Here is a 16,344-nt window from a genome sequence, read left to right on the forward strand (position 1 = left end):
CTGCGTCCTCAAACGCCGCGGGTACGGTCTTGAAGTCTATCTTGCTTCTAGACCGTGATGTGCGCGTCGTAGCTCCGACTGGTCACCAGACAGGATCGCCGTATAGCTCTCGATTGAGGGCACCCCATTCGTTTGACTGATGAAGACCATCGGGCGATTCCTGCTCGCGGGCGCGAGATATTCCGCCAAGGTACCAGGGTACCAGCGAAAAGTTCCTAACACCGTCTAGTCTCCATAGGCACGAAAACATAGCCATGTCCGCGCACGGTCTGGATATACCGCGGCACGGCTGGATCGGGTTCTAACAGCTTGCGCAAGCGAACCACTGCGGCATCCACGGCCCGCAAGGAGACCGTGTCTTCGCGCGAGTGGGACACAGCAATCAGACGCTCCCGTGACACCGAGATACCGGCATTTGTGGCTAGCTCAGCAAGCATCGCGTATTCAACTGTATTGAGAATACGAACGTTGTTGCCTTGGCGCAGACTTCGCGCCGCAACGTCGAAAACGTACTCGCCAATCGGTATGAAAGCAGTTGAATCGCGTGGCGCTCCGGGACTGAAGGCGGCGCGCCGCAAAACGGCTTTCACTCGTGCGAGAAGCTCTCGCGCCGGGTACGGTGTGCTCAAGCAGTCGTCCGCGCCCATCTCCAGCCCGACCACGCGTTCAATCTCCTCGCAACGCGCCATCACCAAGATGATGGGAATTCGATCGCCCGCTGCGCGTAAGTTACGACAAGCACGAAGTCCCGACATCTTCGGTGACCCCACGTCGAGCACGATCAGGTCGGGGCGCACTCGGTGAATGCGACGAAGCATTTCGTCTGCGGTGGCCATCGGCGTGACAACGAGTCCATGTTTCTCCAGGTAGCTACAAAGCATGTCCCTTTGCACAACCTCGTCCTCCACGACGAAGAGGTGATAGGGACGCACGTTATCTATAAATTCAACGTCTTTCATTGATTCTTTATGCAGTCGTGGCCAACGGTCCTGTGCGCCTCCTGAATGACACGGCAGCTGGCAGAGCCTGCTCGCAGTCTGCTGCCCTCGGAGCGAAACAATGCGCCGGAAGGTGCACGATATACTCCTCTGCGCCGGCCGCAACCCGCAGGCACCCGACCGGCGACGGTCGACATTAAGGCGGAAACCGGACGGGGGCGACGAAAAGGAATCCATGGTGTCGCGGAGATTTCAGCCATCGTAGACGCGCCATAGGTTCAACGCGGTTTGGCAGCGTTAAGCTGGGTAAAAATTTGGGGATCAAGTCGCGCCCCAAAACGGCGAGTACCTCAGTCGTGCCCTGCGTACGCCTTTTCGACCATGACCTCGACCTCACCGAGATGTTGCCTTTGGACGTGGGATGAACCAAGTTAGCGTCTCGTGTGGGAGTGCAGTCGATCGAGCTGCGCGTTGCACGCGGTATTCGCGTCGGCGCATGCGTCGGATTCTGAGATACCACCTGATCGTGCTACCACCGGCCGCGTCGGGCGACGACGCGTACGCATTCGCCTGTGTCGGAAAGCGGATGTCCGCATGAGGCTGATCGAAGCGAATGAGACTCTGCGGCAGCATCCGAAGCTCGTATTGATGATGCGGCGGCGAACACGGGAAGTCGATTGACGTCACCGGCACTCGCTGCCCGGTTAGCCACGACCGCAGCGCATAAGTCGACAGCAGAAAGATTTGATACGTCAGGATCGAGCAGGTTGAGGCGGGATCGCGCTGGCGAAACCGCAGATGCAACTCCGCCCTTTCCCCCGTACGCTGCATCGAAAACTGGACGACGACGGGGGCACCAGCTTCCATCTGCGCTCTGAGTGTGTCCGGCGTTCGCGCTTCATTGCATCGGCGACTCCACCAACGAGTGCGGCGACGCGGGCCAGCTAGCAGTCTTTCGGCTCAGTCACGATGACGTTACCGAATACGCACACGCCAGCCTGGACGCCCTTCCCAGCACGGCTTTCAACGTTGCGATCTCAGCGTAACTGAACTGTTCAGTGTATTTATATTAACGTGGACGTCTCCAATAACGGTACTGTACCGTATCGCAACGAGGACAAGAGGCGGGAGATAGATAACGATGACGATGCGCGACCAACAGCTTCTAGCTCATCCATACGGCAATTGCGTCCCGATCGAGGTATCCCAAAAAAATGAAACAGTCACCGCCCCCCCCCCCCCCCCCCCCCCCCCCCCCGCGCCGTCGCCGGCTTCCGTCGCAGAAGCGCGCGAGCAACGCGGCTCGCGCCCGACTGCTCGACGCCGCGCTGCGGCTCACGGCTGAAAAAAATATGGAAGGAATGGAAGGCGTTGCGAGCAACGAAATCACCGGGGCCGCCGACGTCGGCTTCGGTTCGTGGCGGTTAAAACTCAATCCCCGGCCAAAGCCTTGAGGCTAGCAATCAACTCGCGCTCCTTGTCGTCCAGAGCTTCGCTGTGGAACATCGAAAGATCGTGAAGCGCTCGCGACACGGCTTTGATCGAGTGCGGTGCCGACGGTAAAATCGGCCACGAATGGAGCAGATAGCTGAGTGGCGTGATCGCGCGGCGTTCGCACCAGCGATCAAAGAGCGCGATGCAGAGGTCATCGGCCTCCTTTCGCAAGCAGGAATCGTCGTTCCCGCTGCTGCTGCGAACATCTGCCCCGACAAGCTTGTATGTGCCGGCATAGTTGCGGTGGCGGTGTTGTTCCATTTCCATCCCGCTGATTAGCACGTCGATTCCTGTATCATTTTAGTCCGCCAGAGCTGGGGCATGACACCGCGTACTGATGCCCCGGCCGCCCGGACGTGACGATCGGCGGACTTTTGAGACGGACAAAGGCGGTTTGCCGTTCTGCGCGGCGTGAACATCTCTTCCTTCGACTCGAAGTAGTTGCACAGCGTGGCCTTGGATACGCTAGCCCGTGCCGCAATCTCCGACATCGATGCCTGCCCGAACCCCAATTCGCTGCACACCTCAAGTGCGGCATCGACTTCAGTACCGCCACGGCGCCCTGGCGTTACAAGGCAATTCTGGCCGGGCGCTGATACGACCTGCGGCTGCCAATCGCATCGATACGAAGACAACCAGCTGCACAAAATTGAAATGAGAAGAACGTTCCTGGTACTGTTCGCGCTCCTTTCCAGCACATCGGTGCTTGCGCAAAGCGATCTGCCTCAGCGATTGCCTCGCAGAAGCCAGCGTCCGCCAGACAACCCTCCACGAACCAGTTTTCACAGGGTGGGCCGCAGCTTCCGCAACCTCCACAGCTTCCGCGGCTTCAAACCAGCTCCCGCGCAAGTCCCGACCCGGCTTCCGAAACAACCCGTATGGCTGCGCAACCGACGCAGCCATACCCGAGAGACCCGCGATTGTCGCGCTACTCCGATTCTGTTCGTCGCGGTAGGCGTGCCCCGCCATCCGGGCATGATCCGGAGTAGTCGTCCACTGGCCCGTTCATCGTGACGATTGGCTGCGGAACAGGCTCACATACCCATGTCAGGCCTTGCAAGCGGCGGATTTCGCCGACGGGGTGTGGGCTGGCCCGCCCACCTGGCGACACGGTGACGGTTCGCCTGCTGTCTCACACGGTTCACGACCGCCCAGGCGCCTGTCTATGCTGTGTCAGTCCTGTCCGTCGGTCCATATGCGGCGAGGAAAACATCGACCGCTCTTTGAACAACTTTGGCGATGTTGCGGGAACTGGTATCCGCCGGCGCGCCAACCAGGCACAGCTCCAGCAATTCCGCATCATATAGCCCGTGCAGATGCGCGGTCGCGACCTCTGCGTTACAGATGCGGAGCTCCCCGCCGTCAATCGCCTGCTGCAGGAAGTCAGTCACCACTTGCCAGGCGAGCTTCGGCCCACGGTCGTGAAACAGGGCGCCGACGTTCGACCGGCCGCCTTCCTGATGCGCGAGACGGCGCACCGCCAGTACCTGTGGCTTTAGCGTCGCGGCGAGATAGTGTTTGCCGAATTTCAGCAGTGTCTCGCGAATCGGCAGCGAGGCCTTGAGTACCTCCGTCGCCACCTTGGCTTCCACCGCGGCGGCCAACATGACGTCCGCGAACATCACTTCCTTCGACTCGAAATAGCTGTAGAGCGTAGCTTTTGATCCGCCTGCCCGCGCGGCGATTTCCGACATTGATGCCCGTTCGAACCCCACTTCGCAGAACACCTGGAACGCGGCGTCAACGATCGCCTGCCGTTTTTCTTCTGTCTTCACTCTCATTTTCAATGCCCTCCTTTTTCTGTCTGCAAGCCCGATCAGCGACATGGCCGGCGGCGACGCCCTTGGCCGGCCTTATTTCAATGTTGTCATCCTACCATACCTGAACCGTACAGTTTGTTATTGTTGACATCGCCGACTTGGATAACTAGACTGTTCAGTATTGTAAAAGGGAGCAAGGGAGGAGGGATGATGCAAGAGAGCACCGACGTTGCGATGCAGCACAAACGAGTGAGGCTGGCCGTCGCGTTCGCGGTGAGCGCCTGCGCGCAACTGCCCGACATGCCGCAGAAGCCGGTAGCGAAAGACATCAGCAGATATGAGACGGCGCACAGTCTCAGCGCGGACGGCGGCAAGCAGGGCAGCACGGCGTCTGCATGGCCCACTGATCAGTGGTGGCTCAGCTACAACGATCCGCAACTGAACGCGCTGATTGGGGAAGCGCTCCAGGATGAGCCGACGCTGGCGGCCGCCCAGGCGCGGCTGCATAACGCCGAGGCGTCGGCGCAGGTGGCGGGCGCGGCGCTGCTTCCCGAAGTCAGCGCGGACGGCTCGGTCCAGAAGAAAAAGCAGAGCTACAACAACGGTATTCCCTCAGATTTCGTTCCCCACGGGTGGCGCCCCTACGGCAGCGCCGAGCTCAACTTCAGCTACGAGATCGACTTCTGGGGCAAGAATCGCGCGGCGCTGGCCGCCGCTACGTCTGAGCTCGACGCCGCGCGCGCCGATGCGGCACAGGCCCGCATGGTTCTCTCCGCGTCGATCGCCGCAGCCTATGCCGACCTCGCGCGTCTATTCGCCGAGCGCGACAGTGCGCAGGCGGCATTGCAGGTCCGCACGCAATCCGCGCAGCTGTTCCGGGAGCGTTTCGCGAACGGTCTGGAAACGCAGGCCGGTGTAAAGCAGGCCGAGTCGAAGCAACAAAGCGCGCAGGCCGACCTTCTCGCGCTTGATGAATCGATTGCACTCGAGCGCAACCAGATCGCCGCGCTGATGGGCGCCGGGCCCGACCGCGGCCTGCGCATCGCACCGCCGGCCGTCGATCTGACGCAGCCTGCCGGGATGCCCGCCAACCTTGGACTCGGCCTGCTTGGCCGCCGTCCGGACGTGGTGATTGCACGCCTGCGTGTAGAGGCGGCGGCGAAGCGGATCGACGTCGCGCGAGCCGGGTTCTATCCGGACATCACGCTTGGCGCGTCGGTCGGCTTCCAGTCGCTTGGCCTGAACATGCTGACGAACGCGGCTTCGCTGGCCGGCAACTTCGGTCCGGCGATCACGCTGCCCATCTTCAACGGCGGACGTTTGCGCGGCGAACTGCGCGGCGCGCGGGCGACTTACGACGAGGCGGTCGCGAACTACGACGAAACGCTGACGAAGGCGCTGCACGACGTGGCCGACGTTGCCGCAAGCGAACGCGCGCTGGCGGACCGGCTGCAAGCGACGCAGGCCGCCTACGACGACGCCGCCCAGGCGCACCAGGTCGCGCTCGATCGCTATCGAGCCGGCCTTGCCGGTTATCTCGAAGTGCTGAACGCCGCCGACACGATGACTTCCGCGCAGCGCCAGCTCGCCGATATCCGGTCGCGCACCTTCTCGCTCGATGTCGCGCTCGTGCGCGCACTCGGCGGCGGATATCAGGCCAGCACGCCGGCCGCGACCGATGCAGCCCATCCCAACAAGCAAAGCTGATTTCAAGGACTCCGATCATGTCTGAAACCCAATTCGTCAAAACCAGCGAGTCGCTGATGCCGGACTCGCCCTCTTCCGCTGTTTCCGCTGCGCCCGCCGATACCGGTGCCGCGGCCGGCGCTCCCCCTTCGAACCGCAAGAAGCTGTTCGCGCTGCTCGGCGGCGCCATTCTCGTCGCCGGTCTCGCCTACGCAAGCTACTGGCACTTCATCGCGTCGCACCACGTGTCGACCGATAACGCCTACACCGCAGCCGAAGTCGCGTCGATCACGCCGGCGGTGAGCGGGATCGTCAGGAGCGTTCCGGTCGTGAATACGCAGCAGGTACATAAGGGCGACGTATTGGTGGTCATCGATGACACCGACGCAAAGATTGCGCTCGCGCAGGCTGAGGCCGATGTGGGCCGCGCCGAACGCAAAGTTCGCGGCTATGTCGCCACAGATACCCAGCTGAGCGCGCAGGTCAGTGCGCGCGCAGCCGACCAGACCCGGATGGCCGCGCAGATCGCGTCGGCCCAGGCTGACTTTGACCGCGCGGCGATCGACCTGCAGCGCCGCGAGGTGCTGACCCACACCGGCAGCGTATCCGGTGAAGAGCTGAGCAACGCCCGTGCTGCATTTGCCACCGCCAGGGCAGCGCTCGACGCAGCGCGCGCCGCGGCCTTGCAGGCGAAGGCAAGCCGCGACGCCGCAGTCGGCTCGCTCGAAGCGAACAAGGTGCTGATTGCGGACACGACGGTCGAAACCAATCCGGAAGTCCTGCTTGCACGCGCGAAGCGCGATCAGGCCCGCGTCGATCTCGAGCGCACCGTGCTGCGCGCGCCGGTCGACGGTGTCGTCGCGAGCCGCCAGGTTCAGGTGGGGCAGCGCGTTCAGACCGGCACGGCGTTGATGTCGGTCGTGCCGATCGAATCCGTCTACGTCGACGCCAATTTCAAGGAGACGCAGCTCGGCAAGGTGCGCATCGGTCAACCGGTGGAACTGGAGTCGGACCTGTACGGCAGCAAGGTCGTCTATCACGGCAAGGTCACGGGCCTGGCCGGCGGTTCAGGCTCGGCGTTCGCGATGATTCCCGCGCAGAACGCGACCGGCAACTGGATCAAGGTCGTGCAGCGCCTGCCTGTGCGCGTCAGGATCGATCCGGCCGAGCTTCGCACGCACCCGCTCGGCATCAACCTGTCGATGGAAGCGACGGTCGACACGCGCGGCGGCAACGACGCGCCCGCTCACTAAGGATCCGCCGCCATGTCTTCCAGTCAGGTCAATGACATCGCATTGCCGCCGCTGTCCGGCTCCATGCTGATTCTCGCGGCGGTGATGATCGCCGCCGCCAACTTTGTCGCGGTGCTGGACAGCACCATTGCGAATGTGTCCGTAGCGACCATTTCTGGTGCACTTGGCTCCTCGACCAGCCAGGGCACATACGTCATCACGTCCTATGCGGTGGCCGAAGCGATCACGGTTCCGCTGACCGGCTGGCTTGCGAGTCGCTTCGGAACGGTGCGTGTGTTCATCACGGCGCTCATCATGTTCGGACTGGGTTCGGCACTGTGCGGGATGGCGACGTCGCTCGGCACGCTGGTGCTGTTCCGTGTGTTCCAGGGGCTCGCGGGCGGCCCGCTCATGCCGCTCTCGCAAACCCTGCTGCTGCGCATCTTCCCGAAGGAGAAGACCGCCGCCGCGCTCGGCCTGTGGAGCATGACGACCCTGCTCGCGCCGGTGATGGGCCCTGTACTGGGCGGCGTCATCTGCGACGACTACCACTGGTCCTACATCTTCTTCATCAACGTGCCGGTGTCGTTGATCTGCGCCTACGCCGGATGGATGCTGCTCAAGCGCTATGAATCCGAGAAGATACGGATGCGGATCGACACGGGTGGACTCGTGCTACTGGTCATCTGGGTCTCGGCGCTGCAGATCATGATCGATGAGGGCAAGGACAAGGACTGGTTCAGCTCGATGGAAATTCGCGTACTGGCGGTGACTGCGGTGATCGGCTTCCTCGCCTTCCTCATCTGGGAGCTGACCGAGCGTAACCCCATCGTCGATCTACGGGTGTTCCGCCATCGTGGCTTTGGTGCGAGCGTGGTCACCATGACGCTGGCGTTCGGCGCGTACTTCGGCGCCACCGTGCTCACGCCACTGTGGTTGCAGAACAATATGGGGTACACGGCCACGTGGGCCGGGTATGCCACGGCCACGACGGGCATCTTCGCGGTCGTGTCCGCGCCGCTTGCTGCCAAATTGTCAACGAAGTTCGATGGACGCTGGCTCGTGTTTGCCGGCGTAATGTGGCTCGGCTCGGTGACACTGTTCCGCACCCATGCGAATTCGGATATGGACTTCTGGCAGGTGGCTTTGCCGCTGTTGCTGCAAGGCGTCGGCCTGCCGTTCTTCTTCGTGCCGACGACGAGCCTCGGCCTGAGCAGTGTCGACGAGCCCGAAACAGCTTCGGCGGCGGGGCTGATGAGCTTCTGCCGGACCTTCGGCGGAGCGATTGCCACGTCGGTCGTCAACACGTTGTGGGAGAACAAGACCAAGTACAACCGCGCGGAGCTGTCGGGCCTGGTCGATCAGGCTGGCCACTATGCGTCCTCGCTAGCGGGCTCAGGCTGGAGCGCACATCAGGCGCAGGCTCAGATCAGCACCGTGGTCGAGTCGCAGGCGGTGATGCTCGCCACCAACCAGCTTTTCTTCAGCATCGCATGCTGCTTCGTCGTCGGCGCACTGGCGATCTGGATTGCGCCCAAACCGACGCGTGTGGCGGATACGTCGCAGGCGCATTGAGCGCGGGGGGCGCGCGGGCGCGCCCCGCTGATTGATTGGCGACACTGATGACCCCTCCCCGATACGCCGCAGTCTTTTTTGCGCTGTCACTTGCGGGCCACCCGAATACCACTCTCAACCATGCCCCCGACTCCCTATCAGCGCCAGGCCCTCGTCTGGAGCGCCATCGCCGCTGGCCTCGGTATCCTTCTATGGATCTTGCGACCGGTTCTCACGCCATTCCTGCTCGGTGCGCTCGTCGCGTACATATTGCAGGCGGGCGTCGAGTGGCTGGTGCGCCAGCGTGTACCGCGTACGGTGTCCGTGCTCCTGATGATGCTCCTGTTTGCATCGCTGCTGACGCTACTGCCGCTACTTGCGTTCGCCGTGATCCACAAGGAAGGGCCCGAGCTCGCGAAGAACATTCCCGTCTTCATCGCCGGCCTGAACGCGTGGCTGCAACCGAAGCTGGCACTGCTGGGCGTCAGCTACTCACTCGACCTGCCCGGAGTCCGCCACCTGCTGACGGGCGACACAGTCGGCGACGGCCAGACCGTCATACTCGCCGCCTGGCGGTACGTGCGTACAGGCAGCAACGTCGTGCCGCCCGTGGTGAGTAACGTCGTACTCGTGCCGCTTGTCCTTTTCTATCAGCTTTACGACCGGCACCAGATATTCGCGCGGATGGAAAGCTTTGTGCCGCGGCGCTGGGTCGGCAAGGTCCGGGGACTCGTGACCGAGATGGACCAGATGCTGTCGCAATACTTGCGCGGCCAGTTGCTCGTGATGGGCGTGCTCGCCGTGTTCTACCCGATCGCGTTGACGCTGGCCGGCCTCGACATCGCGCTGCCCATCGGGCTCTTCACCGGCTTGGCGGTGTTCATCCCCTACGTGGGTTGCGCCCTGGGACTCGCCCTTGCCCTTCTTGCCGCACTTCGGCAGTTTGGCGGCTGGTACGGCATCGGCGCAGTCGCAGCGTGTACGGAGTTGGGCAGGTTCTCGAAAGTTCTTTTCTTGTTCCCAGACTCGTGGGTAACCGCATCGGTCTACACCCGCTCGCGGTCATCTTCGCCCTGCTTGCGTTTGGCCAGCTTTTTGGCCTTTTTGGCGTGCTGCTCGCGCTGCCAGTGAGTGCGATCCTTGCAGCGCTGCTGGGCGACCTTCGGCGCCGCTACGTGGCCAGTGCGCTGTATAAGGATTGACCGCGGGTTTGTCCTGAATGCCGGTGCCGCCCGGACAATGCGGGCGGCAGCCGGATGATCAGTGCGTGGTTTGTGCGGCGTGGGTCGGCCCGTATGCGGCCATGAACACGTCGACCGCTCTCTGGACGACCTTCGCGATGTTGCGGGGGCTGGTATCGGCCGGCACGCCAAACAGGCAGAGCTCCATCAACTCCGCTTCATACAGCGTGCGCAGATGCGCTGTCGCGATGGCTGCGTGACAGCTGCGCAACTGCCCGGCGTCAATCAATTGCTGCAGGAAGACAGCCACCGTTTGCCAGCCGAGCTTCGGCCTGCGCTCATAGAACAGGGCACCGACATTCGACCGGCCGCCTTCACGATGCGCGAGACGGCGCACCGCGAGCAGTTGCGGTTTTAGCACCGCAACCAGATAGTGCGTGCCGAAACGCGCCAGCGCATCGCGAACCGGCATGGAGGCCTTAAACAGTACGAACGCCGCTCCGACTGCCTCCTGCGCGGCGGCGGTCATGAGCTCAATGAACATCTCTTCCTTGGATTCGAAGTAGCTGTAGAGCGTGGCTTTCGACCCGCCTGCCCGCGCCGCAATCTCCGACATCGACGCCTGCTCGGACCCCACCTCGCTGAACACCTCAAACGCGGCGTCAACAATCGCCTGCCGCTTTGCCTCCGTTTTCCCCCTCTTCTTCGGGCTCTCCTTTTGTTTATGAGATCGAGCGACGACGCCGCCGGCGGCAACGCACCTGACTGATCTTCCATTTCCAGTTTGGACTCTATCATAACTGAACTGTTTGGTCTATTTTCGTTGACGGCAACAGCATGCTTCTCTATACTGTACTGTATGGTTTGATAATGCAGATTGATCATGGACACCGAATAGTTATGGACCATCTCGAAACGCTGCGGACTTTTTGCACCGTCGCCGAAATGCAGAGCTTCACGCACGCCGCAAATAAGCTCGGCGTCTCGACGTCAATCGTCTCGCGCGCGATCACGGGGCTCGAAACCAGGCTCGGTGTACGTCTTTTTCAGCGCACGACCCGACACCTCGCACTCACTGAAGCCGGGGACGAGTTTCACGCCGGCTGCTCGCGCGTGGTTGCTGAACTGGACCAGCTCGAAGCCGGTACCGGGGAGCGCGCCCGGGAGCCTGCGGGGGTACTGCGGCTCGTCGCCCACACCACCGCGGCGCTGATCGAGCTGCCACCGCTGATCGCCGGGTTCCGTGCCCGGTATCCAGCCGTGCAGCTCGAATTGACGCTGGCGGAACGGCCAGTTGATCTGATCAGGGAAGCCTTCGATCTCGGCATCGTGCTGCCGTACATGCTGACCCGCGCAATTCGTCGAGTTGCAGACAGCGATCCAGCAACTTTCAGCTCGGGTGGACAACTTTCTGGCCACGTCATTGGTTCCCGGGCGCGCGAAATTGCAGGCCCAGCTTGACGTGCTCGGTCCTGCGCCGGCTCCGGGCACCAGTGTCGAGACGCCCGCGGTCGCGGAGCAGCGGGTCGCTATTGCGGCACAGCGGGCGCGGCTCGACGCCGAATTCGGGCAGGTGGAAACCATCAGGGAGAACCTGCCAAACCTGACTACCCAGATTGGCCGGTTGCAGCATGACTATTTGAAAAACCAGCTCGCCTTTCGCTCCGGCAGCATTCTGGGCCGTGCGTTCTGGGCCCCGCTCTTACAGACCGAACCGACCGACCGTGACCGGCTGAAGGCATTCAATTCGCTGCTTACCGGTCAACTGCAGTCGGCGTGGCAACCGGGCGAGCGACTCACGATCGTACTGATGCTGCTGCTCGCGCTCGGAGCAGCGACGGCAGGCGCCCACCTGCTCGAACGGGCACTGCTATGGTTCTGCCTGCACCGCCATCCTGAAGGCCGTTTGCGACGCAGCGCGATCGCGCTGTCGACCACGCTCACCAGCGTGGCGGCCGCTGCATGCGCAGTCCGGCTCATCTGTCTTGCCCTGACTCATCAGCAGCCACTAAACGCCAACCTGCAGGATTTCGCCAGCGAACTGATTACGCTCGCTCTGACCTGCGCCATGATCGCGGGACTGGGCAGGGCGCTGCTGTGCCGTGACCGACCCTCGTGGCGCCTGACGGTCATGGCCGATCCGGTGGCGCGCGCCATTCAGCCATTCCCCAGGATACTTGCCGCGCTGCTCATGCTCTCCGGCACGGTAGAGCAGTTCAACAGAACAGTCGATACCAGTGTGCAGATGACGCTGCTCGGACGCGGGATGGTGTCACTGGTGGTAGCACTGACCATCGGCGCTGCCCTGCTACGGGCGAACCGCGTACGTAATGCGCTGGCCGCCGCAGGAGAAACGCCGGAGGCCCGCTCGACCGTCGCGGGGTTGATCCATGCCGGTGTCGCCATTGCCGTCGTGGGCTCGCTGCTTTCGCTGCTGACCGGCTACGTTACGGTTGCACGATTCCTGACCTATGAGCTCGTCTGGTTTGACCTCGTCCTGTGCAGCTTCTACCTGCTGAGCAGGCTCACCCAGGACGTCTGCGAAAACCTGTTTTCGGCACACCACACCAGCGGCAAAACCATCAAGCAGCTATTCGGGCTGGACGACATTCACCTCGAACAGGCTTCGACGGTGATGTCCGCGGTGGGCCGCAGCCTGCTGCTGGCGATCGCGGTCATCGCGCTGCTGACCGGCGGCTTCGGCACCACGCCCGCCGGCCTGGCTAGCAGCATCCTTGAGATCGTCGGCGGCAACTGGCTGCGCGGGCTGCACATCGTCCCCGGACACATTGTCAACGCAGTTCTCACGCTGGGTGTTGGCCTGTACCTGCTCCGGTCCGTGCGCAAATGGCTAGATCAGGAGTTGCTCCCGAAAACCGGTATGAGCGCCGGCATGCGAGCCACCCTCCTCGCGCTATTCGTCAACACGGGCCGGGTGCTTATCACGCTGCTGACGCTGTCCATACTGGGTGTGCGGTGGACGAGCCTCGCATGGATCGTCAGCGCGCTGTCGGTTGGCATCGGCTTCGGGCTTCAGGAAATCGTCAAGAATTTCATCTCCGGGCTGATCCTGCTGACCGAGCGCCCGGTCAAGGTCGGGGATATCATCAGCATTGCGGGCGTCGAGGGCGACATCCGCCGCATCAACGTTCGCGCAACCGAAATTCAGCTCGCCGACCGGTCCACGGTTATCGTCCCGAATTCCCACCTCATCTCGCAAAACGTGCGCAACGTGACGATGGGAAACCGGACCCAGGGTGTCGCGACTCTCACGCTTACCTTCCCGTTGAACATCGATCCTGAACAGGTGCGCGATCTTCTGCTCGCCGCCTACCGGGCGCACCCGTCGATGCTGGACCATCCGGCCCCAACGGTCGTGTTCAGTGAGCTCTCTGCCGACGGCATCACATTGAACGTCACCGGCTATGTTCGCAGCCCAAGAATAGTCGGCGATACGAGGAGCGACCTGCTGTTCGACATTCTCAAGCGGTTGCGTGCGGCGGCCATTACGTTGGCGACCCCGCAGACTGTAGTTATTCGAGACCTGCGGGAAGCTGACACTTTTGTCCATGACCTCTCTCCTGACCGGAAAGGCGGAGTCAGCACCGGAGGCGCACATGTGAACATATAGGTAGAAAGATCCTCGCGGCTACACGTGGACAAGGAGCCAGTCGGCGCTAGGGCCGAGGGTACAGCCGCGAAGTTGCTGACGCCGTGGTTGCCGCCTCCGAACATCCACAGCTGTTGCAGATCGCTAATTCTGCTAACGGTGCCCATAAGCGCGCTAGTGCCGTCCGTTAATTGTGCTAGCGTGGCTCTTTTATCGGAACGCGAACACCCCGCCCTGAACGACTAACTAGGCGCAGGATGACACTTCTGCTGTCGACATCCACATACTCACTTCATTAGGTATCCGACGTAAATCAGAAAATCCCACACCGGATGGCATTTTTGTTTTCATCAATGGATCTGTACTCCCGAGCATCAAATACATTACCGTAGTTTCGCTTGCTATCGCCTGTAACTCGCGTTTCTGTCGCATCGATCGGCAGCCACATTATGAGGACACGCCGAACGCGCTAGCAGAAGCAACGAACATCCTGATGCTCACCCGTTGCCAGTACGCAACGGGGTGACGAACTGGCAATCTTGCCTCGTCGCCGTACCTGCCCTTTCATCAGTCTCCTGTTACCGAGGTCTGGGGACCGTCGGCCGACCAACGCTGCTCGAGTTCCGCGCGGGTCCGTTCGAGCTCGGCGACGATCAGGGTTTCATCGGGAAGCACCGTCTGGTATTCGGCGGCAAGTATCTTGTTCGGCAGGTTGTCGAGCGCGTATCGCGCCTCGGCCGCACCTTTCTGGGCACACAAGATCAGCCCCGACCGGCGGATTTTCCCCAGGCTTGACCCAGTGTTCGCGCGCGTAGTTCAAATAGAGATGCATCTGGCCGGCATCCGCCTAGCTGAATTTGCCCACCTTCAGGTCGATGATCACCAGACATCGCAGGCGCCGATGGAAGAACACCAGATCGACACGGAACCAGGTGTCGTTGATCCTCAGACGCCGCTGCCGGCCGACCAACGTGAAGTCGTCGCCAAGCTCGAGCAGGAAGTCCGTGAGGCGTTGGATCAGCGCCGCTTCGAGGTCCGAGTCCGAATACTCATCCTTGAGATCAAGAAACTCGGGGACAAACGGATCGCGAATCGCCTCCTCCGCCGTCAGCACCTCACGCGGCTCGGCATCAGCTGCTTTCCTGAGCAGGGCTGCCTTGTTTCGCGACAGTGCGAGCCGTTCATAGAGCTGGCTGCCGATCTGCCGGTCGAGCTGCCGCACGGACCAGCCTTCGCGCAGCCCCTCGGTTTCATAGAACTTGCGTGCGTCGGCCGTTCTCACGGAGGGCAGACGAACGTACGCGGACCACGGTAGCGGAAATGCCCGTGCGATGGCGCCGAAGTTGAGTCCGTTCGCCGCGGCGAGACTGGAAACCGATTGCCCGCAGAAAGCGCAGACAGCGTCCGCACAATCCGGTCAGCGGACCACGCCAGGTAGAACGCCCGCATCTGGGCGAGGTTCCGGCCGCCGAAGCCACGACCGAGCCTCACCGACAGATCCGCCCCCAGCCGTCGGATCAACGCCTCGCCGTAGCTGGCGCGCTCGACCCCGCCCTGCTCGAACTCGACAATGCGCCGCCCGACCGCCCAGTAGCTTGCGGTCATGATCGCATTGACACTACGCGCCGCTGCTATACGCGTCGCCGCAATGACGTCCGCGATATCCTGCTGGAGATCCGCGTACGCGACCGGCTCGACCCCGTCTTGCGTCATGAGCCTTCACCGCATTCCCGAAGGCCTTGGCGGCGGTGACAACGGCGGCTATGGCGGTGAAGCTGTCGCCGCTGCCGGCGGCCACCACGTCGCCGAGTTTCTGCTTGTTCATATAGAGTGCCTGAAATGCGGGATCACACTGGCACCCTACCGCATCGTCCGCGCCACTGGCAATCCGCGTCATGCGTGTGTCGCGGAGACGCAGCCATGCCCGGGTCGGTGAGCGCGAAATCCAAACGGGAGAGGCCCGCTTGAGGAGTCGCCGCATCTAACGACAGCACTTGCGACGATTGATAACTTTCCGCAGGTCGCAACACGCCCTCTGTCGCACGATCATCTACGTCTCAGTAGTGTTGTAAGAAGCGGCGCCTGCAACGTGGACGCTATGAGCGCGGACGACCGATGACCCCGGGGGAATTGATTCGCCCGGTCAGGCGCCGTTCACTGCATCCTTGAACGCCTTGCCGGCCGTGAACTTGACGGTCTTGGCGGCGGCAATCTGGATTTCCGCACCGGTGGCGGGATTCCGCCCCTTCCGCGCGGCACGTTCACCTGTGGAAAACGATCCGAAGCCGATCAGCTGCACCGTGTCGCCCTTCGTGACAGCCGTTGTGATGGTGCTGAGCAGCGCGTCGAGCGTTTCAGCGGCCAGCGCCTTGCTGGTGCCGGCTTTTTGCGGCGAAGGCGTCGACGAGGTCCTGCTTGCTCATGGTGATGTCCTTTAGGTTCGGTTGGAATGCCGCACCCTACCCGATTCTCGCACCGGTGCGCATCCGGCTCCGGAGAGGCGCCAACGGGCTGGCCGTCATTCAGCCAACCTTGCCCAGCGGTGGCATGGCCGTGAAAGGTCACCCTTTGTGGGGTGGCCCGGTATCCCGCGGTGCCAGCGATGGGATCGCTCATCGACGATCACGAACGGCGCACGCCCACCACCCGTCCCCGCAATGCAGCCGTCACACGCTTGCGCGCCGGAATCCGTTGGCCCGGGATGCAATATCGCCAATTGGAGCGACGGGATCTCCTTCCACTCCCTCCCTTCCTGCTGACGGCGCGTCGGCGACCGGCGTCCTCGCCCAACTTCGGGCGTGGCCCGCCGTCACGCTCGCCGTGCCATCACGCGCCGCAGTTCGCGTGCCGAACGCGCTTTAGGCGGCTCCCCACGGCGCCCCCGACGAG

11 protein-coding genes and 4 pseudogenes are annotated in these 16,344 nt (G+C 62.4%); 7 read left to right on the forward strand and 8 right to left on the reverse strand.

Going from position 1 to position 16,344, the window contains the following annotated elements:
- Positions 1–215 precede the first annotated feature (215 nt).
- Together OKW44_RS28525 and OKW44_RS28530 are read right to left on the reverse strand one after the other, a co-directional pair.
- Entirely contained in the window at positions 216–959 is a 744-nt protein-coding gene (locus OKW44_RS28525) for a response regulator (protein ID WP_018418474.1), read from the reverse strand.
- Positions 960–1,331: 372 nt separating this feature from the next.
- Positions 1,332–1,805 (reverse strand): AraC family transcriptional regulator ligand-binding domain-containing protein, encoded by a 474-nt coding sequence (locus OKW44_RS28530; RefSeq protein ID WP_084753976.1) that lies wholly within the window; start codon positions 1,803–1,805, stop codon positions 1,332–1,334.
- 434 nt (positions 1,806–2,239) lie between these two features.
- Between OKW44_RS28530 and OKW44_RS28535 the strand changes: the two are divergent.
- Positions 2,240–2,359 (forward strand): annotated as a pseudogene (locus OKW44_RS28535) (TetR/AcrR family transcriptional regulator); the annotation flags it as partial.
- Between the two features lie 10 nt (positions 2,360–2,369).
- On the opposite strand, the gene OKW44_RS28540 reads toward OKW44_RS28535, so the two are convergent.
- From OKW44_RS28540 to OKW44_RS28550, 3 genes are all read right to left on the reverse strand, one after another.
- Positions 2,370–2,693, reverse strand: a complete 324-nt coding sequence (locus OKW44_RS28540) for a hypothetical protein (protein WP_113061880.1) — start codon at positions 2,691–2,693, stop codon at positions 2,370–2,372.
- A gap of 14 nt (positions 2,694–2,707) precedes the next feature.
- A complete protein-coding gene (locus tag OKW44_RS28545; RefSeq protein WP_084753978.1) occupies positions 2,708–3,130 on the reverse strand; it encodes a TetR/AcrR family transcriptional regulator in 423 nt (140 codons plus the stop codon).
- A 465-nt stretch (positions 3,131–3,595) separates the two neighbouring features.
- Positions 3,596–4,213: a TetR/AcrR family transcriptional regulator gene (locus tag OKW44_RS28550; protein WP_018418476.1), complete on the reverse strand. Its 618-nt coding sequence runs from the start codon at positions 4,211–4,213 to the stop codon at positions 3,596–3,598.
- Positions 4,214–4,399: 186 nt separating this feature from the next.
- Between OKW44_RS28550 and OKW44_RS28555 the strand changes: the two genes are divergently transcribed.
- The 4 genes and pseudogenes from OKW44_RS28555 (at position 4,400) to OKW44_RS28570 (ending at position 9,866) form a co-directional block, all read left to right on the forward strand.
- The gene (locus tag OKW44_RS28555; protein ID WP_018418477.1) at positions 4,400–5,899 is read left to right on the forward strand and encodes an efflux transporter outer membrane subunit; all 1,500 of its coding nucleotides are present in this window, start codon (positions 4,400–4,402) and stop codon (positions 5,897–5,899) included.
- Positions 5,900–5,955: 56 nt separating this feature from the next.
- Entirely contained in the window at positions 5,956–7,131 is a 1,176-nt protein-coding gene (locus OKW44_RS28560; RefSeq protein ID WP_026225361.1) for an HlyD family secretion protein, read from the forward strand.
- Between the two features lie 12 nt (positions 7,132–7,143).
- Positions 7,144–8,685 carry a DHA2 family efflux MFS transporter permease subunit gene (locus tag OKW44_RS28565; protein ID WP_018417905.1) on the forward strand — a complete coding sequence of 514 codons (1,542 nt, stop codon included), beginning with the start codon at positions 7,144–7,146 and terminating at the stop codon, positions 8,683–8,685.
- A gap of 120 nt (positions 8,686–8,805) precedes the next feature.
- Positions 8,806–9,866: pseudogene (locus tag OKW44_RS28570) on the forward strand (AI-2E family transporter).
- 58 nt (positions 9,867–9,924) lie between these two features.
- Here OKW44_RS28570 and OKW44_RS28575 read toward each other — a convergent pair.
- Complete coding sequence (locus OKW44_RS28575) at positions 9,925–10,515, reverse strand: TetR/AcrR family transcriptional regulator (protein ID WP_026225362.1); 591 nt, start codon at positions 10,513–10,515, stop codon at positions 9,925–9,927.
- Between the two features lie 230 nt (positions 10,516–10,745).
- On the opposite strand from OKW44_RS28575, the gene OKW44_RS28580 reads away from it, so the two are divergent.
- Together OKW44_RS28580 and OKW44_RS28585 are read left to right on the forward strand one after the other, a co-directional pair.
- Positions 10,746–11,306 carry a LysR family transcriptional regulator gene (locus OKW44_RS28580; RefSeq protein ID WP_018417908.1) on the forward strand — a complete coding sequence of 187 codons (561 nt, stop codon included), beginning with the start codon at positions 10,746–10,748 and terminating at the stop codon, positions 11,304–11,306.
- On the forward strand, positions 11,245–13,476 hold the full coding sequence (locus OKW44_RS28585; protein WP_239498999.1) for a DUF3772 domain-containing protein: 2,232 nt from the start codon (positions 11,245–11,247) through the stop codon (positions 13,474–13,476). The genes OKW44_RS28580 and OKW44_RS28585 overlap by 62 nt, the downstream gene beginning before the upstream one ends.
- A 546-nt stretch (positions 13,477–14,022) precedes the next feature.
- Here OKW44_RS28585 and OKW44_RS28590 read toward each other — a convergent pair.
- Positions 14,023–15,168: pseudogene (locus OKW44_RS28590) on the reverse strand (PDDEXK nuclease domain-containing protein).
- Between the two features lie 430 nt (positions 15,169–15,598).
- Positions 15,599–15,878, reverse strand: a pseudogene (locus OKW44_RS28595) (HU family DNA-binding protein).
- Between the last annotated feature and the right edge of the window lie 466 nt (positions 15,879–16,344).

Source organism: Paraburkholderia lebeckiae, from assembly GCF_050436325.1.
In the GTDB taxonomy this organism is placed as follows: Bacteria; Pseudomonadota; Gammaproteobacteria; order Burkholderiales; family Burkholderiaceae; genus Paraburkholderia; species Paraburkholderia tuberum.

Coding starts and splice junctions, on each gene's coding strand:
- OKW44_RS28525 (WP_018418474.1), bottom strand. CDS start 959: ATGAAAGACGTTGAATTTATAGATAACGTGCGTCCCTATCACCTCTTC.
- OKW44_RS28530 (WP_084753976.1), bottom strand. CDS start 1,805: ATGGAAGCTGGTGCCCCCGTCGTCGTCCAGTTTTCGATGCAGCGTACG.
- OKW44_RS28540 (WP_113061880.1), bottom strand. CDS start 2,693: ATGGAACAACACCGCCACCGCAACTATGCCGGCACATACAAGCTTGTC.
- OKW44_RS28550 (WP_018418476.1), bottom strand. CDS start 4,213: ATGAGAGTGAAGACAGAAGAAAAACGGCAGGCGATCGTTGACGCCGCG.
- OKW44_RS28555 (WP_018418477.1), top strand. CDS start 4,400: ATGATGCAAGAGAGCACCGACGTTGCGATGCAGCACAAACGAGTGAGG.
- OKW44_RS28560 (WP_026225361.1), top strand. CDS start 5,956: ATGCCGGACTCGCCCTCTTCCGCTGTTTCCGCTGCGCCCGCCGATACC.
- OKW44_RS28565 (WP_018417905.1), top strand. CDS start 7,144: ATGTCTTCCAGTCAGGTCAATGACATCGCATTGCCGCCGCTGTCCGGC.
- OKW44_RS28580 (WP_018417908.1), top strand. CDS start 10,746: ATGGACCATCTCGAAACGCTGCGGACTTTTTGCACCGTCGCCGAAATG.